Source organism: Streptomyces sp. sk2.1 (assembly GCF_008120935.1).
Classification (GTDB): domain Bacteria; phylum Actinomycetota; class Actinomycetes; order Streptomycetales; family Streptomycetaceae; genus Streptomyces.
Genome location: NZ_RDBO01000077.1, coordinates 1,285,561 through 1,306,969, shown reverse-complemented (window position 1 = coordinate 1,306,969; position 21,409 = coordinate 1,285,561). Strand labels below are relative to the sequence as shown.

17 protein-coding genes and 1 pseudogene are annotated in these 21,409 nt (G+C 72.8%); 3 read left to right on the top strand and 15 right to left on the bottom strand.

Annotated features, from left to right (window positions below; genetic code table 11):
• The 4 genes from EAO76_RS46820 to rimP all read right to left on the bottom strand — a co-directional run.
• A partial coding sequence (locus tag EAO76_RS46820) for a translation initiation factor IF-2 N-terminal domain-containing protein (RefSeq protein WP_262376046.1) occupies positions 1-284 on the bottom strand: 284 nt, incomplete at its 3' end.
• 147 nt (positions 285-431) lie between these two features.
• On the bottom strand, positions 432-710 hold the full coding sequence (locus EAO76_RS33125; protein WP_187438866.1) for a YlxR family protein: 279 nt from the start codon (positions 708-710) through the stop codon (positions 432-434).
• Between the two features lie 209 nt (positions 711-919).
• A complete protein-coding gene (nusA, locus tag EAO76_RS33120; protein WP_148839672.1) occupies positions 920-1,960 on the bottom strand; it encodes a transcription termination factor NusA in 1,041 nt (346 codons plus the stop codon).
• A 2-nt stretch (positions 1,961-1,962) separates the two neighbouring features.
• Positions 1,963-2,460 carry a ribosome maturation factor RimP gene (gene rimP, locus EAO76_RS33115; protein WP_148839670.1) on the bottom strand — a complete coding sequence of 166 codons (498 nt, stop codon included), beginning with the start codon at positions 2,458-2,460 and terminating at the stop codon, positions 1,963-1,965.
• Positions 2,461-2,633: 173 nt separating this feature from the next.
• On the opposite strand from rimP, the gene EAO76_RS33110 reads away from it, so the two are divergent.
• From EAO76_RS33110 to EAO76_RS33100, 3 genes are all read left to right on the top strand, one after another.
• Positions 2,634-3,158, top strand: coding sequence for a hypothetical protein (locus EAO76_RS33110; protein ID WP_148839668.1), 525 nt, complete (start codon positions 2,634-2,636; stop codon positions 3,156-3,158).
• A complete protein-coding gene (locus EAO76_RS33105; RefSeq protein ID WP_148839666.1) occupies positions 3,155-3,646 on the top strand; it encodes a ferritin-like domain-containing protein in 492 nt (163 codons plus the stop codon). The genes EAO76_RS33110 and EAO76_RS33105 overlap by 4 nt, the downstream gene beginning before the upstream one ends.
• Before the next feature lie 75 nt (positions 3,647-3,721).
• On the top strand, positions 3,722-4,627 hold the full coding sequence (locus EAO76_RS33100; RefSeq protein WP_148839664.1) for an aminoglycoside phosphotransferase family protein: 906 nt from the start codon (positions 3,722-3,724) through the stop codon (positions 4,625-4,627).
• A gap of 64 nt (positions 4,628-4,691) precedes the next feature.
• On the opposite strand, the gene EAO76_RS33095 is transcribed toward EAO76_RS33100, so the two are convergent.
• The 11 genes and pseudogenes from EAO76_RS33095 to EAO76_RS33045 form a co-directional block, all read right to left on the bottom strand.
• Entirely contained in the window at positions 4,692-6,392 is a 1,701-nt protein-coding gene (locus EAO76_RS33095) for a proline--tRNA ligase (protein WP_148839663.1), read from the bottom strand.
• A gap of 80 nt (positions 6,393-6,472) precedes the next feature.
• Positions 6,473-7,042 (bottom strand): GNAT family N-acetyltransferase, encoded by a 570-nt coding sequence (locus tag EAO76_RS33090; RefSeq protein ID WP_148839662.1) that lies wholly within the window; start codon positions 7,040-7,042, stop codon positions 6,473-6,475.
• Positions 7,043-7,094: 52 nt separating this feature from the next.
• Complete coding sequence (locus EAO76_RS33085; RefSeq protein WP_187438865.1) at positions 7,095-7,940, bottom strand: GNAT family N-acetyltransferase; 846 nt, start codon at positions 7,938-7,940, stop codon at positions 7,095-7,097.
• A gap of 190 nt (positions 7,941-8,130) precedes the next feature.
• Positions 8,131-8,923, bottom strand: a pseudogene (locus tag EAO76_RS33080) (flavodoxin-dependent (E)-4-hydroxy-3-methylbut-2-enyl-diphosphate synthase).
• A 178-nt stretch (positions 8,924-9,101) separates the two neighbouring features.
• A complete protein-coding gene (locus EAO76_RS33075) occupies positions 9,102-10,412 on the bottom strand; it encodes an RIP metalloprotease (RefSeq protein ID WP_148839660.1) in 1,311 nt (436 codons plus the stop codon).
• Entirely contained in the window at positions 10,409-11,662 is a 1,254-nt protein-coding gene (gene dxr / locus EAO76_RS33070) for a 1-deoxy-D-xylulose-5-phosphate reductoisomerase (RefSeq protein WP_148839658.1), read from the bottom strand. The genes EAO76_RS33075 and dxr overlap by 4 nt, the downstream gene beginning before the upstream one ends.
• Before the next feature lie 151 nt (positions 11,663-11,813).
• A complete protein-coding gene (aroA, locus tag EAO76_RS33065) occupies positions 11,814-13,055 on the bottom strand; it encodes a 3-phosphoshikimate 1-carboxyvinyltransferase (RefSeq protein WP_148839657.1) in 1,242 nt (413 codons plus the stop codon).
• 78 nt (positions 13,056-13,133) lie between these two features.
• A complete protein-coding gene (locus tag EAO76_RS33060) occupies positions 13,134-15,101 on the bottom strand; it encodes an acyl-CoA dehydrogenase family protein (RefSeq protein WP_148839655.1) in 1,968 nt (655 codons plus the stop codon).
• A gap of 318 nt (positions 15,102-15,419) precedes the next feature.
• The gene (locus EAO76_RS33055; RefSeq protein WP_148839653.1) at positions 15,420-16,865 is read right to left on the bottom strand and encodes an aldehyde dehydrogenase family protein; all 1,446 of its coding nucleotides are present in this window, start codon (positions 16,863-16,865) and stop codon (positions 15,420-15,422) included.
• A 319-nt stretch (positions 16,866-17,184) separates the two neighbouring features.
• On the bottom strand, positions 17,185-18,759 hold the full coding sequence (locus EAO76_RS33050) for a PucR family transcriptional regulator (RefSeq protein WP_148839651.1): 1,575 nt from the start codon (positions 18,757-18,759) through the stop codon (positions 17,185-17,187).
• Between the two features lie 147 nt (positions 18,760-18,906).
• Positions 18,907-21,261, bottom strand: coding sequence for an ATP/GTP-binding protein (locus EAO76_RS33045; RefSeq protein WP_148839649.1), 2,355 nt, complete (start codon positions 21,259-21,261; stop codon positions 18,907-18,909).
• Positions 21,262-21,409 lie beyond the last annotated feature (148 nt).

Sequence of the window (21,409 nt, the reverse complement as noted above, 5' to 3'; positions counted from 1 at the left end):
GCCGGGGCGCCGGGCTTCGGGGCAGCAGGACGTGCCGCGGCGGCCGGAGAGGGCGCCGCGGGCTTCGCGGGCGTCGCCTTGCGGGGCGCGCCAGGCTTGGCAGCGGGCTTGCCGGCGTTGCCGCCGGGCCCCTGCAGTGCGTCAGTCAACTTGCGTACAACCGGCGCCTCGATCGTCGAGGACGCCGAACGGACGAATTCACCGAGTTCTTGGAGCTTGGCCATGACGACCTTGCTCTCGACGCCGAACTCCTTGGCGAGTTCGTATACCCGGACCTTAGCCACTTCGCTCCTTTTAGGTCCGGGTTACCGCCGGACCGTCGCTACTTCATGGGCGTACTCATCGCGTACTCATCGAGTGCTCATCGCAATCTCGACCTACTTCCAACTCGCGAGGTACCTGACCGCACGGGGTCCCGTGCCGTTCATTTCTTACGGTGTCGCCCGCTCGACGAACCGCTGCAGCGCGGCGGGGTCGAACGGCCCCTTGGCCTTGAAGGCCCGGGGGAATGCCCGGCGGCGAACCGCCAGGTCCAGACATGCGGGGACGGGGTGTACATAGGCACCCCGGCCGGGCAGCGTACCGCGCGGATCGGGAACGCAGGCGTTCCCTTCCACGACGATGCGCAGCAGTTCGCTCTTGGCCGCCCGCTCCCGGCATCCCACACAGGTTCGCTCAGGGCAAGCGCGGGCATGCGTCCGGCCAGACACGGCTAAGTCTACCTCCCCGCACCGACCTCACCCCTTTGGGGCAAAAATCGAACGGATGTTGTCGTGATCTCAGCGGCATGCCACCGAGATTTATTCCCGGCCCCTCGCGACCCGCACCGGGCGTCCCCTCGGGAAGCGGGCGCCCGGCGTCCCGCGCGGATCCGTCCTTCCGGCAGTCGTCCGGCCGGAACCGGCCGGACGGCCGGTTCTCAGCGCCGCTCGGACCGCTCGCGGGCGCGCTCCGCGCGCTCCCGGTCGGCGACGTCGCGCTCGGCGTCGGTCTCGGTGTCCGGGCGGATGTCGATGCGCCAGCCGGTGAGGCGGGCGGCGAGGCGGGCGTTCTGCCCCTCCTTGCCGATCGCGAGCGACAGCTGGTAGTCCGGAACGGTGACGCGGGCGGACCGTGCGCCGAGGTCCACGACCTCGACCTGACTCACCCGTGCGGGTGACAGCGCGTTGGCGACCATCTCGGCGGGGTCGTCCGACCAGTCCACGATGTCGATCTTCTCGCCGTGCAGCTCGGCCATCACGTTGCGCACCCGGCCGCCCATCGGGCCGATGCAGGCGCCCTTGGCGTTCAGTCCGGAACGGGTCGAGCGGACCGCGATCTTGGTGCGGTGGCCGGCCTCCCGGGCGATCGCGCAGATCTCCACGGAACCGTCCGCGATCTCCGGGACCTCCAGCGCGAAGAGCTTCTTCACCAGGTTGGGGTGGGTCCGCGACAGCGTCACGGACGGACCGCGCACACCCTTGGCGACGCGCACCACGTACGTGCGCAGCCGCAGGCCGTGGGTGTACTCCTCGCCCGGCACCTGCTCCTGCACCGGCAGGATGGCCTCCAGCTTGCCGATGTCGACCAGGACGTTCTTGGGGTCCTTGCCCTGTTGGACGACGCCGGTGACGACATCGCCCTCGTGGCCCGCGTACTCGCCGAACGTCCGGTCGTCCTCGGCGTCGCGCAGCCGCTGCAGGATGACCTGCTTGGCCGTGGTCGCGGCGATCCGGCCGAAGCCGGACGGGGTGTCGTCGAACTCCTTGGGCTCCTGCCCCGGCTCCAGGTCGGCCGGGTCCTCCTTCGCCCACACCGTCACGTGGCCGCGCTCGTCGAGCTCCACCCGCGCGCGGCGGTGGCTTCCGTCGGTACGGTGGTAGGCGATGAGGAGGGCCGACTCGATCGCCTCGACGAGCACGTCGAAGGGGATCTCCTTGTCCTGTGCCAAGCCCTTCAAGAGCTTCACGTCGATGTCCACGGCTACGCCTCCTCTTCCTTCTTGTCCTTGCGACTGAATTCGATCTCCACGCGCGCCTTGGCGATCTCGTCGAAGGCGACCCGGCGGGCGGTGGGCTTGCGGCCCTTGACGCCCGGCACCTCGAGGTCGAGCCCCTCCTCGTCCACGGCGAGGATGCGGGCCACCAGTTCGCCGCCCTCGCGCAGGTGCAGTTTGGCGAGGCGGCCCGTGGCGCGTACGTAGTGGCGGTGCTCCGTCAGCGGACGGTCGGCACCGGGGGAACTGACTTCGAGGACGTATTCGTCGTCGCCCATCGCGTCGGTCTCGTCGAGCTTCTCGGAGATCGCGCGGCTCAGCTCGGCACAGGCGTCCAGCTCCACGCCCTCGTCGGAATCCACGACGATCCGCAGCACACGGCGGCGGCCGGCCCGGGAAACCTCGATCTCCTCGAGATCCAGCTGCTCGGCGCTGACGAGCGGTTCGAGCAGTCCGCGCAGCCTCTCGCTCTGGGTGGTGCTCATCCGGGTGACTCCTCGGCCGCGTGTGCTGTTGTGGGATCTCGCGTGTCAGGTCAAAGGGTATCCGGTCCTGAGGGGTGTTGCCGTCCGTCCTCCCCTCCGCCGCAGGTACGCTCGCCTGCGGTGATCACTTCAGGACAGATCCAGTCAAGACAGGTCCAGCCCGAAGGAGAAAAGTGCGGCGCACCGGGACGACGCGCAGGGGTGCGCTCACCGCGACGGGAGCGATCGCCCTGGGGGCGGTGCTGGCCGGCTGCGGCGGCGGCTCCGGGCGCGCGGGGGAATCCGAGCGGGACGGGGCCCCGACCACGGCCGAGCAGGTCTCCGCGGCGCGGGCGGAAAAGAAGATCCGGGCGGACGCCGCGCGCGGCAGCATGGAGCTGCTCGGCCACTACGAGCAGGTGATCGGGGCCCATCCGGCCACCGCCGCCGCGCTCTCGCCGCTGCGGGACGCCGTCCGGGCCCACGCCGGGGCGCTGGCGCCCGGCGGGAAGCCGCTCACGCCCCCGCAGTCGCGCGCGACCGGCGCGAAGGCCGCGGTCGAGGAGCTGGCCGCGGCGGAGCGCCGCACCTCCGACGCGCGTCTGGCGGCCCTCCTGGAGGCCCCGCCGGAGCTGGCCCGGCTGCTGGCCTCGACGGCGGCGGCCGGCGCGGCCCACGCCTATCTGCTGACCGAACTGGCCAAGGAGACCTCGTCATGAGCGCTGCGGACCTGAAGGCCGCGCAGGCGGCCCTGGCCGCCGAACACGCGGCGGTGTACGGGTACGGGGTGGTCGGCGCCCGGGTCGGGCAGAAGCGCCGGGCCGAGGCCCGGTCGGCCCACCACGCGCACCGGGCCCGGCGCGACGCGCTGGCCCGGACCGTGCGCGATCTGGGCGGCGAGCCGGTGGCGGCGCGGGCCGCGTACGCCCTGCCCTTCACGGTCGCGGACCCGGCCGCGGCGGTGCGGCTGGCGGCCCTGCTGGAGGACCGGGTCGCGAACGTGTACTCCGACCTGGTGCGGGCCGCCGGGGGGCCGCTCAGGCGGGAGGCCGCCGTCGCGCTGCGGGAGGCCGCGGTGCGCGCGGTCCGCTGGCGGGGCAGCGGCGTACCCTTTCCCGGTCTCGCCGAGCGGGCCGCCGGGAAGACCGCCGCGGCGGGGGCCGGTGCGAGGAACGCCGACGGGGACGGGGCCGCCCCGGCGCACTGAGGGAGCCGCGACACGGGCCACGAGGCACCGAGGCACCGAGGCACCGAGGCAATTCTGAAAGGGAACACAGCACGTATGGGTTTCGAACCGCCGCAGCGTCTGGTGCGAGCGCTGGGCGAGTCGTGCGGGGACGCAGCCGCCGCCGACTGGCTCGCACGGCTTCCCGCGCTGATCGAGGAGGCGCTGTCCTCCACCGGGCGGCGGGTGACCGTGGAGCGGGTCGCCGCCCCGGGGGGCCGCAGCAGTCTGGTGCTGCTGGTGACGTGCTCCGACGGCACCCCGGCCGCGTTGAAGCTGGCCCCGTTCGGGGCCGCGCCCGGCCCCGAACGGGCGGCGCTGGCCCACTGGAACGGCTGGGGCGCGGTGCGGCTGCTCGGCGACGGGCCCGGCGCGCTCCTGCTGGAGCGGCTGCACCCCGAGGTGTCGCTGCGCTCGCTGCCGGAGGCCAAGGCGCTGCTGGAGGCGGCGGGCACGGTGCGCAGGCTGTGGGTCGAGCCGCCGGCCGGGCACGGCTTCGAGACGGTCGCCGAGCGGACCGGCCGCCGGGTCGAGCCGATGCGCGCCGCCGCGGCAGCCGATCCCGCCCTGGAGCCGCTGGTCTCCGCGGCGCTCGCGGCACGTGCGGAGCTGGTCGCCCACTCCCCCGAACTCCTGCTGCTGCACGGCAACTTCCGCCAGAGCAAGGTGCTCGCCGGGGAGCGGGTGCCCTGGCTGACGGTCGGTCCCGAGCCGCTGGTCGGTGAGCGGGCCTACGACCTGGCGCGTCTGGTGCGCGACCGGGTCGAGGACCTGATCGCGTCTCCCGGCGGTGCGGTGACGGCCCGGCGGCGGGTCCGGAAGCTCGCCGACTCGCTGGACGTGGACCGGGAGCGGCTGCACGGCTGGACGCTGTTCCGCGCGGTGGAGTCGGGGACCCGGGCGATGGCCGTGGGCCGCCGCCAGGAGGGCGAGCTGACGCTGGAGTTCGCGAGCTGGCTGTGACCCGGACCGGGAAACACGAGGAGGCCCCCGCGCACCGCGCGGGGGCCTCCTGCCGTGTTCCGGATCAGCCCTGGGTGGTGAGTCGGGCGATCGCCTCGTCGACCGTGAGCTCCTCGCGCTCGCCGGTGCGGCGGTCCTTGAGTTCCAGGACGCCCTCGGCCGAGCGACGGCCGGCGACCAGGATCTTCGGGACGCCGATCAGTTCGGCGTCGGTGAACTTCACGCCGGGCGAGACGCCCGCGCGGTCGTCGACCATCACCCGCACGCCCGCGGCGCCGAGCCGCTCGGCGACGTCGAGGGCCAGCTCCGTCTGGAGCGCCTTGCCCGCCGCGACGACGTGGACGTCGGCCGGGGCGATCTCGCGGGGCCAGCACAGCCCCTGCTCGTCGGCGGTCTGCTCGGCGAGCGCGGCGACGGCGCGGGAGACGCCGATGCCGTAGGAGCCCATGGTGACCCGGACCGGCTTGCCGTTCTGGCCGAGCACGTCGAGCTGGAAGGTGTCCGCGTACTTGCGGCCCAGCTGGAAGATGTGGCCGATCTCGATGGCGCGGTCCAGCTTGAGGCCGGTGCCGCACTTGGGGCAGGGGTCGCCCGCCTCGACGACGACGACGTCGAGGTAGTCGTCGACCCCGAAGTCGCGGCCGGCCACGACGTTCTTCGCGTGCACGCCGTCCTTGTTGGCGCCGGTGATCCAGGCGGTGCCGGGGGCGACGCGCGGGTCGGCGATGTAGCGGACCTTGTCCAGGCCCTGCGGGCCGACATAGCCGCGCACCAGGTCGGGACGGCCCTCGAAGTCCTCCGCGGTGACCAGTTCGACGACGGCGGGCGCCAGGTGCTCGCCCAGCTTGCCGAGGTCCACCTCGCGGTCGCCGGGCACGCCCACCGCGACGATCTCGCCGTCGATCTTGACCAGCAGGTTCTTCAGGGTCGCGGAGGCGGGGACGCCCAGGTGCGCGGCGAGGGTCTCGATGGTCGGGGTGTCGGGGGTGTCCAGTTCCTCGACGGGGCCGTGCGCGGAGCCGTCGGCCCGGGCTGCCTCGAAGGTCACCGCCTCGGTGTTGGCGGCGTAGTCGCAGGCGGGGCAGTCGACGAAGGTGTCCTCGCCGGCCGGGGCGGGGGCCAGGAACTCCTCGGAGGCCGAGCCGCCCATGGCGCCGGAGACGGCGGAGACGACGCGGTAGTCGAGGCCGAGCCGCTCGAAGATCCGGATGTAGGCGGCGCGGTGCTGCCCGTATGCCTCGGCCAGTCCCTCGTCCGTGGTGTCGAAGGAGTACGAGTCCTTCATCTGGAACTCGCGGCCGCGCAGCACACCGGCGCGCGGGCGGGCCTCGTCGCGGTACTTGGTCTGGATCTGGTACAGGATCACGGGCAGGTCCTTGTAGGACGTGATCTGATCCTTGACGACCTGGGTGAAGATCTCCTCGTGGGTGGGTCCGAGGAGGTACTCGGCGCCCTTGCGGTCCCGGAGCCTGAAGAGCAGGTCGCCGTACTCGTCGTAGCGGCCGCTGGCCTCGTACGCCTCCTTGGGCAGCAGCGCGGGCAGCAGGACCTCCTGGCCGCCGATGGCGTCCATCTCCTCGCGCACGACGCGGGTGATGTTCTCCAGGACCTTCTTGCCCAGCGGCAGCCAGGTCCAGATGCCGGCCGCGGTGCGACGTACGTATCCGGCCCGGACGAGCAGCTTGTGGTTGAGCGTCTCGGCGTCCGCCGGGTCGTCGCGCAGTGTCTTGATCATCAATCGGGACATGCGCTGGACCTGGGCCATGGTGAACTCCTGCTAGGAAGGGTGATGTGCAGGAGGTTAGCCGGGCAGCACGGGTGGGCGGAAATCCATTGGCTCCGGCGTCAGTGCGCGCGGCGCAGCGGGAGCGGGGCTCCCATCACCGCGTACGGCTTGGGAGCACTGGGAAAGAGCACCTGCCGGGCCAGGTCCTGGTAGCCGAGACTGCGGTACAGACCGCGTGCCGGGCTCTCCGCGTCGATCGCGGAGAGGATGGACCGGGGCTGCTCGACGGCGTCCGTGACGGTGGTGATCAGCGTGCGGCCGATGCCGAGGTTCTGGAACTCCGGCAGGACGTGCAGTTCGGTGATGACGAAGGAGTCGTCGAGCCAGTGCGCGGATCCGGTGGCGCGGAGGTAGGGCTCGACGACGGTGGACCACCACTGGCCGCGCTCGTTGGGCATGCCGTAGACGAAGCCGACGAGCCGGTCGCCGGGGGTGGTGGCGCCGAGGGCGCGGGCGTGGGGGTGGTCGAGGTGTCTGAGGACGATGTGGCGTCGTACCTCGACCTCTTCCGGACTCAGTCCGAAGGCGACGGCCTGCACGGCGAGCGCCTCGTCCACGCGTGCGGCGAGATCGATCGGCCCGATCCGGACGCTGGGAATGCGGGGGGCGCCCCCGGGGACTGCTGCCATGGACCGACCCTACTGGCCCGACGGGATGTGCGGTACGGGACGGCGGAGCCGGTCAGAACAGCACGCTCATGAACGCGCCGGTCTCGCGGAAGCCGACTTTGGCGTACGCGCGGCGGGCGGGGGTGTTGTAGTCGTTCACGTAGAGGCTGACGACGGGGGCGATGTCGGCCAGGGCGTAGCGCAGGACCGCCGCCATGCCGGTTTCGGAGAGGCCCTTGCCGCGGTGTTCGGGGGCGACCCAGACGCCCTGGATCTGGCAGGCCTGGGGGGTCGCCGCGCCGATCTCCGCCTTGAAGACGACCTTGCCGTCCTCGATCCGGGCGAAGGAGCGTCCGGAGCCGATGAGTTCGGCGACGCGTGCCTGGTAGAGGAGTCCGCCGTCGCCCGCGAGCGGGGAGACGCCGACCTCCTCGGTGAACATCGCCACGCAGGCGGGCATCAGGACGTCCATCTCGTCCTTGCGGATGCGGCGGACGAGGGGGTCGGGGGCGACCTCGGCGGAGGGGCTCTCGGTGACCATCAGCGGCTGGTTGGCGCGGACCTCGCGGGCCGGTCCCCAGCCGGGTTCGAGCAGCCGCCACAGCTGGGCGGTGGGTTCCGCGGGGCCGACGATGGAGGAGCAGCGGCGGCCGGCCCGGCGGGCCCGGTCGGCGAAGGCCCGGACGGCTTCGGGTCCGGCGCAGATGGGGACGAGGTTGGCGCCCGAGTAGCAGAGCGAGCGCAGCCGTCCGTCGGTGTACCAGCCCCACATCTCGCCGCCCAGGCGCCAGGGGTCGAGACCCGCGATCTGGACCCGGGACGTCACGAAGGCGTTGGCGACGGGCTCGCTCTCCAGGACGGCGAGAGCGGCACCGAGGTCGCTGGGTTCGAGGACCCGGGTGGTGGTCTGCGTCAACACGAGGGGGCCTCACCATACGGTCTGCTGATTTCCGCACTGTACCCAAAGAGGCTCATCTGCGCCGCTCGTGCTCGTGATCGGCTTTCCGGGCGCACCGTGAGGTCGCTCACGACGGCGCCCCGCCGGACGGGGGTCGTCCGGCGGGGCGCCGTGGTGTTGTCGTGCGGTCCGGCCGGGGCCGGAGACCGGTTCAGCTGACGGAGACCTCGGGCTCGCCCGAGGCGACGCCGTCCTTCTCCATCTGCTCGGCGATCTTCAGGGCTTCCTCGATCAGGGTCTCGACGATCTTCGACTCGGGCACGGTCTTGATGACCTCGCCCTTCACGAAGATCTGCCCCTTGCCGTTGCCCGAGGCCACCCCCAGGTCCGCCTCGCGGGCCTCACCGGGGCCGTTGACGACGCAGCCCATCACGGCGACCCGCAGCGGGACCTCCATGCCCTCCAGACCCGCCGTCACCTGGTCGGCCAGCTTGTACACGTCCACCTGGGCCCGCCCGCACGACGGGCACGACACGATCTCCAGCCTGCGCCGGCGCAGGTTCATTCACGCCGATGCGGATCGGGGTGCCGGCCTCGCCCGCGGCCCGCGCGATCTCCTTGACCTTGTCGTCGAACTGCTTGATGTTCCCGGGGTTCACCCGCACCGCCGCGCAGCCCGCGTCGATCGCCGCGAACACGTACTTCGGCTGGAAGTGGATGTCCGCGATCACCGGGATCTGCGACTTCCTCGCGATCGTCGCCAGCGCGTCCGCGTCGTCCTGCGTCGGACACGCCACCCGCACGATCTGACAGCCCGACGCCGTCAGCTCCGCGATCTGCTGCAACGTCGCACCGATGTCGGAAGTACGCGTCGTGGTCATCGACTGCACCGACACCGGCGCGTCCCCGCCCACCGCGACCGACCCGACCTGGATCTTGCGGCTGACCCTCCGGTCGGCGAGCTTGGTCGGAACGGACGGAATTCCGAGAGAAATCGCAGTCATGCGCTGAGCATCCCCAAGGTGTGGATCGAGGTCCCGAGATCGGCGGGCTCCGGCCTTCGAGGTTACGGCACCGGCGGCGGCCCCGAGCACACCCCGTCCGGAGGTGCGGCGCAAAGGGAACGGCCCGGCACACGCTGTGTGCCGGGCCGTCACCCGCCGTACACGGAACGGGCGGTGGTCAGGAGATCTTGACCGGGTTCACGATGTCGGCCACCAGCACCAGCAGCGTGAAGCAGATGAAGACGCCGGCGACGACGTAGGCGACCGGCATCAGCTTGGCCACGTCGAACGGGCCGGGGTCGGGGCGCCGGAAGACCCGGGCCACGTTGCGGCGCAGGGATTCCCAGAGCGCCCCGGCGATGTGCCCGCCGTCGAGCGGCAGCAGGGGCAGCATGTTGAAGAGGAACAGCGAGAGGTTGAAACCGGCCAGCAGGAACAGCATCATCGCGATCTGGTTCTGCGCCGGTACGTCCAGCGTCATCACCTCGCCGCCGATCCTGGCCGCGCCGACCACGCCGACCGGGGAGTCCGCCGCGCGCTCGCCGTCGCCGAATGCGGCGTCCCACAGGCCCGGGATCTTGGACGGGAGGGCGATGATCGAGTCGACGCCGTTCTCGATCATGTCTCCCATGCGGACCACCGAGTCGCCGAAGGAGAGCGGGACGATCTCGGTCTGGGCGGCGAAGCCGAGGTAGCCGGCCTTCACGTACTCGTCGGGGATCACCTCGCCCCTGGAGTCCTTCTTCGCCACCGCGTTCTCCTTGAGCACGGCGTGGAGGGTCTTCTCCTGGCCGTCGCGCAGGACGGTGATGGTGGCGGGGCCGATGGTGTCACGGATCTTGCCGGAGAGCGTGTCCCAGTCGGCGACCTTCTGGCCGTTGAAGGCGACGATCTTGTCGCCCTCCTCCAGTCCCGCCGCCTTCGCGGGCGAGACCGGGTCGGACTTCTTGCAGGTGTCGCGGTTCTCGCTCTGGGCGATCACGCACTTCTGGACGCCCGCCACCTCGGTGGTCTGGGTCTGGAAGCCGAAGGTCATCGCCACGCCGAGGAAGATCGCGACGGCGAGGACCAGGTTCATGAACGGTCCGGCGAACATCACGATGACGCGCTTCCACGGTTTGCGCGTGTAGAAGAGGCGCTTCTCGTCACCGGGTTCGAGTTCTTCGTAGGCGGCGGACCTGGCGTCCTCGATCATGCCGCGCCACGGCGACGTGGAGCGTGCCTCCAGGCGCCCGTCCTCGCCCGGCGGGAACATGCCGATCATGCGGATGTAGCCGCCGGCCGGGATGGCCTTGATGCCGTACTCGGTGTCGCCCTTCTTCCGCGACCAGATCGTCGGTCCGAAACCGACCATGTACTGGGGGACGCGGATGCCGAAGAGCTTCGCGGTCGACAGGTGCCCGAGTTCGTGCCATGCGATCGAGAACAGCAGGCCGATGACGAAGACGGCGATGCCCAGAATCGTCAACAGGACCGTCGTAATGCTCATGCGCGCGCCTCCGCTGTCGCTTTCGCCGAGAGTTCACGGGCCCGGACGCGGGCCCAGGTCTCCGCTTCGAGGACGTCTGCGACCGTGAGCGAAGTTCCCGCGGCGGGGGTGCCGTGTTCGGCCACCACCGCCGTGACCGTATCCATGATTCCGTTGAACGGCAGCCGTCCCGCGAGGAATGCGTCGACGCATTCCTCGTTCGCGGCGTTGAAGACGGCCGGGGCGGTGGCGCCGAGCGTGCCGACGTGTCTGGCCAGTCCCACGGAGGGGAAGGCCTCGTTGTCCAGGGGGAAGAACTCCCAGGTGGAGGCCTTCGACCAGTCGAAGGCGGGGGCGGCGTCCGGGATGCGGGCGGGCCAGCCGAGACCGATGGCGATCGGGCCGCACATGTCGGGGGGCGTGGCCTGGGCGAGGGTGGAGCCGTCGGTGAACTCCACCATGGAGTGAACGTACGACTGGGGGTGGACGACGACCTCGATCCGGTCGAACGGGATGTCGTAGAGGAGGTGGGCCTCGATGACCTCCAGTCCCTTGTTGACGAGGGTGGCGGAGTTGATCGTGATGACCGGTCCCATGGCCCAGGTCGGATGGGCGAGTGCCTGTTCGCGGGTGACGTCGGCCAGTTCGTCCCGGGTCCGTCCGCGGAAGGGGCCGCCGGACGCGGTGACGACGAGCTTGCGGACGTCGGCGCGGGTGCCGGCGCACAGTGCCTGGAAGAGCGCGGCGTGCTCGGAGTCGACCGGGATGATCTGTCCGGGCTTCGCCAGCGCCTTGACCAGCGGGCCGCCGACGATCAGCGACTCCTTGTTGGCCAGGGCGAGGGTGCGGCCGGCTTCCAGCGCGGCGAGGGTGGGGGCGAGCCCGATCGATCCGGTGATGCCGTTGAGCACGGTGTGGCAGTCGCTCGCGGCGAGCTGGGCGGCGGCCTCGGGGCCCGCCAGGATCTCGGGGAGCGGTTCGCCCGGCCCGTACTGCTCGCGCAGCGCGTCGCGGAGGGCCGGTACGGCGTCCTCGACGGCGACGGCCACGGTGCGCACCCGCAGTTGCCGCGCCTGCTCCGCGAGGAGGGCGACCCGTCCGCCGGCGGCGGAGAGCCCGGTGACGCGGAAGCGGTCGGGGTTGCGCAGCACCAGGTCGATGGCCTGGGTGCCGATGGAACCGGTGGAGCCGAGGATGACGAGATCCCGGCGGCCTTCCGCTGCGTCGAAGACGAGGTGTGGGTCGGCGAGGGGGGCAGGGCTGTCGCTCATGCCCCCCATTCTTGCCGCATCCGCCGCGGGCGTGGACAGTGCGTCCCGGTCGCCGGGGGCCGGGCCCGTCGGCCGGTGATCGCGCGGGCCCTCCCGTACCGGGACGTTCGTGGTCATTCGGCCGCGGCGCCCGCCGGGGATCAGGGGACGGTCATCGGTGGCTCATGGCTCCGACGAACTCGGCGAACGCCTCGTGGAACCCCGGGAACGTCTTCCGGACGCATCCGGGGTCGTCGAACGTGATGCCCGGCACCCGCAGTCCGGCGACGGCGAACGACATGACGACGCGGTGGTCGCCGTGGGTGGCGATCTCGGTGGGGCGGGGGGTGCCCGGCCGGATCTCGATCCAGTCCGGGCCGGTCTCGGCCATGATGTCCATGCGCCGGAGGTTCTGGGCGCAGACCTCCAGCCGGTCGCACTCCTTCACCCGGGTGTTGCCCACGTCCTCGATGCGTACCGGTCCCGAGGCGAAGGGGGCGAGTGCGGCCAGGGTCGGCATGGTGTCGGAGATGTCGCGCATGTTGACCGTGACGCCCGAGAGCCTGCCGTCGGAGCGGACGGTGGTGGACTCCTTCGTGACGCGCACCTCGGCGCCCATGCGGCGCAGTACGTCGACGAACCGCAGATCGCCCTGGAGCGCGTCGGTGCCGAGCCCCGGGACGGTGACCTCGCGGCCGGTGAGTGCCGCCGCGGCGAAGAAGTAACTGGCGGTGGAGGCGTCGGGTTCGACGGCGTACGTGGTGGCCCGGTACCCGCCGGGCGGCACGGTGAAGACGTCGCCGTCCCGGACGACCTCGACGCCGAAGTCGCGCATCATCGCGAGGGTGATCTCGACGTACGGGGCGGAGACCAGGTCGGTGACGGTGATCCGCAGCCCGTTGCCGGTCAGCGGGCCGAGCATCAGCAGCGCGGTGAGGTACTGCGAGGACTCCCCCGCGTCCAGGGTGATCCCGCCGCCCTCGATGCCGTGGGCCTCGATCCGCAGCGGATGGTGTCCCTCGGCCCCGCCGTGGCGCAGGTCGACGCCGAGCGCGCGCAGTGCCCCGGTGAGCGGGGCGAGGGGGCGGCGGCGCATCTGGGCGGAGGCGTCGAAGCGGTAGGTGCCGCGGGCCGCGGCGGCGGCGAGGGTCGGCAGGAAGCGCGCCGTGGTGGCGCCGTCGCGGCAGTGGACGTCGGCGTCGGTTACGGCGGGGCCGTCCGGGCGGCCCTCGACGTGCCAGCGGTCCGCCTCCCGCGTGATCCGGTAGCCGAGGCGGGTGAGCCCTTCGGCGAAGCCCTCGGTGTCGTCCGAGCGCAGGGGCCGTACGAGGGTGCTGGTGCCGTTCGCGGCGGCGGCCAGGAAGAGGGCGCGCGCGGTGACGGACTTGGAGCCGGGAAGGTGGATGACGGTCACGATCGGTCATCCTGCCGCACCACGCACGGCCGTACGGGGCCCGTCCGGTGCGTGGACGGGCCCCGTACGGCGGGTGGTTCAGCGGATGGTGCGGCGGACGTCGTCCCGGACGCTCGGCCCCGGCGCGGTGTCCGCGATCCAGGGTCCTTCGCCGCTGGGGTCGACGACGCCTTCCTCCAGCCAGGTGTACGCGCCGGACAGGACGCCGTCGACCAGGCGCCGGTCGAGGTCGTCGGTGTTGGACCACAGGCGGGTGAAGAGTTCCTCGGTCCGGACGCGGGACTGGTGGCAGAACACGTCGGCCAGCCGGTACGCCTCGCGGCCGTGCTCGCCCGAGGAGCGCAGCAGTTCGGCGCGGACGCACGCGGCGCTCATCGCGAAGAGTTCCGCGCCGATGTCGACGATCCGGCCGAGGAAGCCCTGCTTGGTCTCCATCCGGCCCTGCCAGCGCGACATGGCGTAGAAGGTGGTGCGCGCCAGTTTGCGGGCGGAGCGTTCGACGTAGCGCAGATGGGCGGACAGGTCCGGGTGGCCGGTCGGATTGAACTCGGCGTACGTACCCGGGAGTTGACCGGGGCCGGTGACGAGGCCCGGCAGCCAGCGGGCGTAGAAGCCGGCCGCGTTCGCCCCGGCCCGCGCCTTCGCCGAGAGGGGTTTGTCGGGGTCGATGATGTCCCCGGCGACCTTCAGGTGGGCGTCGACGGCCTCCCGGGCGATCAGCAGGTGCATGATCTCGGTCGAGCCCTCGAAGATCCGGTTGATCCGCAGGTCGCGCAGCAACTGCTCGGCGGGTACGGCCCGTTCGCCGCGGGCGGCGAGGGAGTCGGCGGTCTCGAAGCCGCGTCCGCCCCGGATCTGGACCAGTTCGTCGGCCATCAGGCAGCCCATCTCGGAGCCGTACAGCTTGGCGAGGGCCGCCTCGATGCGGATGTCGTTGCGGTCCTCGTCCGCCATCTGGGAGGAGAGTTCCACCACCGCTTCGAGCGCGAAGGTGGTCGCGGCGATGAAGGAGATCTTGGCGCCGACCGCCTCGTGCCGGGCGACCGGCCTGCCCCACTGCTCGCGCCGCGAGGCCCACTGGCGGGCGATCCCCAGGCACCATTTGCCGGCGCCGACGCACATGGCGGGCAGGGAGAGCCGTCCGGTGTTGAGCGTGGTGAGGGCGATCCTGAGTCCGGCGCCCTCGGGGCCGATGCGGTTCGCGGCGGGGACCCGGACGCGGTGGAAGCGGGTGACGCCGTTCTCCAGGCCGCGCAGGCCCATGAAGGCGTTGCGGTTCTCGACGGTGATGCCCGGGGAGTCCGCCTCGACGACGAAGGCCGTGATGCCGCCCTTGTGGCCCTCCGACTCCGGTACCCGGGCCATCACGACGAGCAGGTCGGCGATGACGCCGTTGGTCGTCCAGAGCTTCACCCCGTCCAGGACGTAGTGGTCCGGTCCGTCCGGGACGGCCGAGGTGGCGAGCCGGGCCGGGTCGGAGCCGACGTCCGGCTCGGTGAGGAGGAACGCCGAGATGTCGCTGCGGGCCAGCCGGGGCAGGAAGGCGTCCTTCTGCTCCTGGCTGCCGAAGAGTTTCAGCGGCTGGGGCACGCCGATGGACTGGTGGGCGGAGAGCAGCGCGCCGACCGCCGGGTTCGCGGAGCCGACCAGGGCGAGGGCCTTGTTGTAGTACACCTGGGTCAGGCCGAGCCCGCCGTACTTCGGGTCGATCTTCATCCCGAGCGCGCCGATCTCCTTGAGGCCGTTGATCACCTCGTCCGGGATGCGGGCCTCGCGCTCGATCAGGGCGCCGTCGATCCGGGTCTCGCAGAACTCGCGCAGCCGGGCGAGGAACGCCTCGCCGCGCCGGACGTCGTCCGGGGGCGGCATCGGGTGCGGGTGGATCAGGTCGAGCCGGAAGCGACCGAGGAACAGTTCCTTGGCGAAGCTGGGCTTGTGCCAGTCCTGTTCGCGCGCCGCCTCGGCCACCCGGCGCGCTTCGCGCTCGGTGACGCCGGGCGCGTCCTTCGACGCCGACGATGAGGATGATGCGGATGGTGCGGACATGAGGAGCTCACCTCGCCGCTTCGCGGGTGGGGGGACGGGGCCGGTCCGCGCGGGGCGCGTCCGTGCGCCCGCCCGGCCCTACTCGTCCGTATGTACCCGATTCCCGATATGCGCACCATCTCCCGGGCGCCGATCGGGTCGGGAGCCACTCCACTGACCCGCCCTCGGTGGCGGCCGCGGCGGGGCGGTGGAAGGGGGGCGGAGAACCGGGACGGCCGGAGCCCCCGCACAGTGGGCTCCGGCCGTTCCGTGGTCGCCCGCGTGCTGTCCAGGCGGACGCGGGCGACGTCGGTGGATCGGCTCGCGGCCGATCGTGGACTACAGGGCGAGGCCGGTGAGGACCAGCACCCGCTCGTAGGTGTAGTCGTCCATGGCGTAGCGGACGCCCTCGCGGCCGACGCCGGACTGCTTGGCACCGCCGTACGGCATCTGGTCCGCGCGGTAGGAGGGGACGTCGCCGATGATCACGCCGCCGACCTCCAGGGCGCGGTGGGCGCGGAAGGCGGTCTGCAGGTCGTGCGTGAACACCCCTGCCTGCAGGCCGTACTTGGAGGAGTTGACGGCCTCGAACGCCTCGGCCTCGCCGTTGACCTTCTGCACGGACAGCACCGGTCCGAAGACCTCCTCGCAGGAGAGGGTGACGCCGTCCGGGAGCTCGGTGAGCACGGTGGGCGCGTAGGTGGCACCGTCCCGCTTGCCGCCGGTGAGCAGCTGGGCGCCGGCCTGCACGGCCTCGTCGACCCAGGACTCGACGCGCTTGGCGGCGTCCTCGCTGACCAGCGGGCCGACCTCGGTGGCGGGGTCCGACGGGTCGCCGGTGACCTGGGCCTCGACGGCGGCGACGATCTTCGGGAGCAGCCGGTCGTGGACCGCGGCGTCCACGATGACCCGCTGCACCGAGATGCAGGACTGGCCGCCCTGGTAGTTGGAGAAGGTCGCGATGCGGGTCGCGGCCCAGTCCAGGTCCTCCTCGGAGGCGTAGTCGCCGAGGACGACCGCGGCGGCGTTGCCGCCGAGCTCCAGGGTGCAGTGCTTGCGCGGCACCGACTCCATGATCGAGTAGCCGACCGGGCCCGAGCCGGTGAAGGAGATGACGGGCAGGCGCTCGTCCTGGACCAGGGCGGGCATGCGGTCGTTGGGGACCGTCAGCACGGACCACGAGCCGGCCGGCAGGTCGGTCTCGGCCAGCAGCTCGCCCAGGATCAGCGAGGAGATCGGGGTGGCCGGGGCGGGCTTCAGGATGATCGGGGCACCGACGGCGATGGCCGGGGCCACCTTGTGGGCGCTCAGGTTCAGTGGGAAGTTGAACGGCGCGATGCCGAGGACCGTGCCGCGCGGGAAGCGCCGGGTCAGGCCGAGGCGGCCGGTGCCGCCGGCGTCGGTGTCCAGGCGCTGGGCGTCGCCGCCGTTGAAGCGGCGGGCCTCCTCGGCGGCGAACCGGAACACGGAGACGGCGCGGCCGACCTCGCCGCGGGCCCACTTGATGGGCTTGCCGTTCTCGGCGGAGATCAGCTGGGCGATCTCCTCGGTGCGCTCCACCAGGCGCCGTACGACGTGGTCGAGTGCGGCGGCCCGGACGTGGGCCGGGGTCGCGGCGAACTCCTCGCGCACGGCGTGCGCGGCCGCGACGGCCTCCTCGATCTGGGCGTCGGTCGGCACGCTGACGGTGCCGACCGGACGACCGTCCCAGGGGTTGGTGACGTCGAAGCTGTCCTCACCGGTGGCCTGGCGGCCGGCGAGCCAGAAGGCGTGGGTGGAAGTCATGGAGGTCCGGCCCTTCGGAGTCGTGGGGGTGTGCTGTCCCCACCGTAGGGCCGCAGGGCGTGCCTGGCGTTTGTCCGACGTGGAGCAGTACGCGCCGGGGGCACGCCGCTTTGTCCGATGCGGCGGAGCCGGAAGTGGATGCTGCGGCTCCGGATACGGGTGCCGCGGGGCCGGGGACACGGACGCCGCAGGTCCGGACGTGGATGCGGTGGGGCCCGGGGCACGGACACGGTGGGGGGCCGGGACACGGACGCGGTGGGGCCCCGGGCGCGGAACGTCCCGCTCCGGCCGGGGCGCCCGCGCGTGTCCTCCGGTACGGCTACGGCTCCGGGGGCGGCGGGTTGCTCGTGGCCTTCAGGGCCAGCCACAGCTCCATCCGGACGTCCGCGTCGTCCAGCGAGCGGCCCAGGATCTCCTCCACCCGGCGCATCCGGTAACGCAGGGTGTGTCGGTGCACGCCCAGGTCCACCGCCGCCGCGTCCCACTGGCCGTGGTGCGCGAGCCAGGCCCGCAGCGAGGCCACCAGGTCGCCGCGCCCCTTGGCGTCGTGCTCGCGCAGGGCCCGGAGCATCCCGTCGGCGAAGGCCCGTACCGCGTCGTCGGCGAGCAGCGGGAGCACCGAGCCGGCCGCCAGCTCCTCGTGCTCGACCAGCGCCCTGCCCCGGCGCCGGGCCACCGACAGGGCCTGTTCGGCCTGCTTGTACGCGGCGGATACGGCGATCGGGCCCGCCGGTGCGGAGAGGCCCACGACCACCCGGACCTCCTCCGCGCCGCCTTCGGCGGGGGTCCGCGCCTCCTGGGCCTCCGCGTGGGCGGTGCAGGCCGCGACCGCGGCGCCGCCGTCCGCGGCGAGGACGACGAGCCGGTCGCCCTCGGGGACGGCCAGCAGGGCCTCGCCGGTCCGGAAGGCCGCCGCCTCCATCGCCTCGCCGAGCGCCGCCGGGACCGCGGGGTCGGACGCCTCCGCGATGAGCAACCGGAAGGGGGCGTCGAGGAGGTCCCCGTACAGGTCCCCCGCGACCGCCCGCGCGTGGTCGGGCTGGCCGGCCAGCAGCATGCGCAGCACCGCGGCGCCCAGGCGCTGCTCGGCACCCTGGAGGGACCGGGAGCGGGCGGTGGTCAGGGTCAGCAGGGCGACGGCGGAGTGCACGGCGTACCGCCCGGCGGTGCCGAGCGCCGCGTCGGTGCCGACGGCCAGCGCTCCCCTGACCCGGCGGCCGGTGCCCAGGGACTGGAGCTCGACCCGGTCCTCGGCGCCGCCGACGACCATGCTGGCCGGGGCGGGGCGGTCCCGCAGGCGTGCCACGTCGGGGGTGATCCGGGCGGCGCGGCGGGCGGCCCACTCGGGGGCCGCGGCGACGACCTGGCCCGCCGCGTCGTACAGCGCGGCCCAGCCGTCGAGGTGGGCGGCGAGACGGCCGAGGAGTTCGGCGGGTCCGTCGCCCGAGAGCGCGGCCCTGGTCAGTTCCCGCTGGACCTCGAACCCGGCCGTCACGGCCCGGTACTGCTCCTCGGCGATCGTCGAGGACACGGCCTTGGCGATGGCGATGAACGGGGTGCGGCGGGGCACTTCGAGCAGCGGGAACCCGGCCTCGCCCGCGGCATCGATCAGGGCTTGCGGCACCTGGTCGTAGTTGACGCCGACGGCGAAGCCCAGGCCGACGACCCCGGCCCCGGCCAGCCGCCGTACGTAGCGCCGCATCGCCTCGGGGTTCTCGGCGTCGAGGTTGGTGGCGGTGACGAGCAGGAACTCGCCGCCCTCCATGTACGGGACGGGGTCGGTCAGCTCGCTGGCGTGCGCCCAGCGGACGGGCACGTCGAGCCGGTCCGCACCCGCGCGCACCGTGAGCCTGAGCGCGGAGTGCTGGACGAGCGAGGCGAGAGTGAGGGGCATGGGAAGCGGGGGACCTCGGGAAGTCGGTTTTTCGCCGTCCCGTATGAACGACTCCCGTCAATTCTGCCAGAGCGGCAGGGTCCGCCATGACCATGGCGGCGGGGTCCGTCATGGTCATGCCCGACGGACCCCGCGCCCGGCGCCCCCTCAGCCGTTCAGGTCCACCAGCAGCGGGGGCGCGTGCTCGTTGCCGACCGTCGTCAGGGAGAGGACCGCGTGTCCGGCGGGCACCTGGTGGGCCAGCTCGGAGGCCGACCAGCGTTCCCGCTCGACCTGGCGGACGGTGACCGCGTCGGTGGTCACGGCCTTGCCGGTGACGAGCTTGCGCAGGGCGTGCACGGCCCGGGTGAGCGGCTGGTCGGCGAAGACCGTGTGCTTGGCGACCTCGGTGGTCTCCACCCACTCGGTGCCCCACGCCTGCGCGAAGAGCCGCCCGTCCCAGGTGGTGACGCCGGAGAAGGCCATGTGGCAGCCGAAGGAGCCCAGCAGCGTCGTGTGCAGGCCCTCGGGGACGTCGTCCAGTCCGCGCAGGGTGAGCAGCACCCCGGCGTTGCGGCTCCGCAGCCGCTGCACGGCCCGCACGGACTCGGCGGTGACGGTGTGGGTGGCGTCGTCCAGGGCGAGGAAGGCGAACAGGGAGCGGTCCGTGCGGGCCGCCGCGCCCGCGGTGAACTGGGCGAGCACCAGGCGGGTGAGGAGCCGGGCAGCCTCCGGATGGGCGCGCTCGGGGAGGTCGACCCGGACCCGCAGCGGGTGTTCGAGGGTGCGTGCCGAGAAGGCGCGGGCGGCGGCTCCGGGGTCGAAGAACCCGGCGAAGGCCGGCCGGTCCAGGGACGCGAGGCGCTCGGCGAGCCGGACGCCGGGATCGCCGGGGGCGGCCGTCTGCCGGGCCCGGCCGTCGAGTTCACGGATGTAGGAGCGGTGCGTGTCGGCGTCGAGCCGGGTCCGCAGCTCCGCCAGGGCACCGGGCGAGCCCTCGAGGAGTTCGCGGAGCACCGGGACCGCGGGGAAGCGCCCGTGGGCCGCCCGGTACGGGCCGAGGAGCTGGGCCAGGGCCGTGGCGGCCCGCCGCGCGTCGACGTCGGGCAGGTCCCCGGCGAGCGCCTCGGCGAGCAGGGCGGCGGCTTCGTCGGCGTCGTCCGTTCCGCTGTACAGGTCCAGGTCGTGGGTGGAGGACGGGTCGCCCGGCTTGATCACCACGTCGTAGCCCTCGTCGGCCCCGAGTGGAGTGCCCGTCGCGCAGACGGCCACGACCACCGCCTTCCCGGCGAGGGCCTGGAGGGCGAGCGACTCCACGACCGGGCGCACCAGGTGCCGGGTCTTGCCCGCGCCGAAGGGGCCGACGGCCAGCAGGGACGCGCCCAGCACCGCCGGATCGACGGCGGCGCCCGCGCCCCGCCGGGCGGCCGGGCTGCGGTCGCGGTCCGGGTAGCGGCCGAGCCGGACCTGCGAGGTGAGCAGGTCGTGGGTGGCGGAGCGAACCGGCAGGTCCCGGGCCCCCGAGGGGTGCGGGCAGGCCGCCGCGCCCTGGCCGAGCACGGCGTCGACGAAGGGGCGGAGCCGCGCGGGGTCGGCCTCCACGCCGCTCCAGGCGCGCCGGATGCGTACGCAGTCGACGTCGTTCATGCGGCCGGTGCGCCGCTCCGCCGCCAGCCGGTCGGCGGCCTCCTGCTGGCCCGCGGCGCGCAGCAGCGGCCAGTCGGCCGGGTCCTCCGCCGGTGCCTTCTCCGGCTCCGGGGCGCTCCTGCGGCCGCCGCGCAACTCGCGGACGGTCCCGGGCCAGTCGGCGGCCCGTCCGATCAGCAGCAGGATCACGGCGGCTCCCGTCAGGTGGAAGACGGTCGTGAAGGTCTCCACCTGCTCCTTGACCTCCTCGGCGGTACCGCTGAAGAGCCAGGAGTGCGGGGTCAGCCCCAGCGCCAGGTTGTCGAAGGGCAGCACGTCGTCGGCGTTCACGAAGCACCAGATGAGCACGGCGGCGGTCAGCACGGTGCGCAGCACCCGGCCCGGCAGGGGGTGCTCGACGGCGTAGCGGCGGAACACCTCGCGCCAGTTGCCGAGGCGGCCGAAGCCCCAGATCACCAGGACGGCGACCAGGCTGTTGTAGACGGCGAGCGCGGTCACGGCCGCCATGGGGCGTTCGAGCCCCCACCAGTCGGAGGGGGTGACCAGTTCCAGCAGGATGCGGCTGTGGGGCACGTAACCGTTGCGCCAGAGCGACCAGACCAGCAGGGCGGCGAGCAGTGCCACCACCGCGCCGCTGATCAGGGACCGGTCGGGCACCCGGTCGGGGTCGGCCTCGGGCCGGGGCCGGTGGCCGAACCGCCACAGGCCGGGCTCGGCCGCCGCGCGCGGGGTGCGGAGCCAGTCACCGAGCGAGGGGCCGGTGGCGGGGGCGTGGCCGGGCCTCGGCGGCAGTTCGGGCGGTGGCGGGCCGGCCGGGCGCGGCACCGGATGGCCGGAGCGGGTGTCGCGCGAGCCGTACGTGCCCTCGGTGTCCATCTGCTGTCCCTCGTCCCCTGACCAGCTCCGACCGGTAACTCCGGGCGCGGGCGCCCGAAGTCATCAATCTAGTGCCCCGCACCACCCTGTCGGACGCGGTCCGCCGGGATGTTCCGGGCCGTGCTCCGGGCCCCTCGTCCGGTCCGCG

Excerpts from the sequence above, each read along its gene's own strand:
- rimP (WP_148839670.1), bottom strand. The coding sequence starts at position 2,460 with ATGAGCACCACCCAGAGCGAGAGGCTGCGCGGACTGCTCGAACCGCTC.
- EAO76_RS33105 (WP_148839666.1), top strand. The coding sequence starts at position 3,155 with ATGAGCGCTGCGGACCTGAAGGCCGCGCAGGCGGCCCTGGCCGCCGAA.
- EAO76_RS33100 (WP_148839664.1), top strand. The coding sequence starts at position 3,722 with ATGGGTTTCGAACCGCCGCAGCGTCTGGTGCGAGCGCTGGGCGAGTCG.
- EAO76_RS33095 (WP_148839663.1), bottom strand. The coding sequence starts at position 6,392 with ATGGCCCAGGTCCAGCGCATGTCCCGATTGATGATCAAGACACTGCGC.
- EAO76_RS33090 (WP_148839662.1), bottom strand. The coding sequence starts at position 7,042 with ATGGCAGCAGTCCCCGGGGGCGCCCCCCGCATTCCCAGCGTCCGGATC.
- EAO76_RS33075 (WP_148839660.1), bottom strand. The coding sequence starts at position 10,412 with ATGAGCATTACGACGGTCCTGTTGACGATTCTGGGCATCGCCGTCTTC.
- dxr (WP_148839658.1), bottom strand. The coding sequence starts at position 11,662 with ATGAGCGACAGCCCTGCCCCCCTCGCCGACCCACACCTCGTCTTCGAC.
- EAO76_RS33060 (WP_148839655.1), bottom strand. The coding sequence starts at position 15,101 with ATGTCCGCACCATCCGCATCATCCTCATCGTCGGCGTCGAAGGACGCG.
- EAO76_RS33055 (WP_148839653.1), bottom strand. The coding sequence starts at position 16,865 with ATGACTTCCACCCACGCCTTCTGGCTCGCCGGCCGCCAGGCCACCGGT.
- EAO76_RS33050 (WP_148839651.1), bottom strand. The coding sequence starts at position 18,759 with ATGCCCCTCACTCTCGCCTCGCTCGTCCAGCACTCCGCGCTCAGGCTC.
- EAO76_RS33045 (WP_148839649.1), bottom strand. The coding sequence starts at position 21,261 with ATGGACACCGAGGGCACGTACGGCTCGCGCGACACCCGCTCCGGCCAT.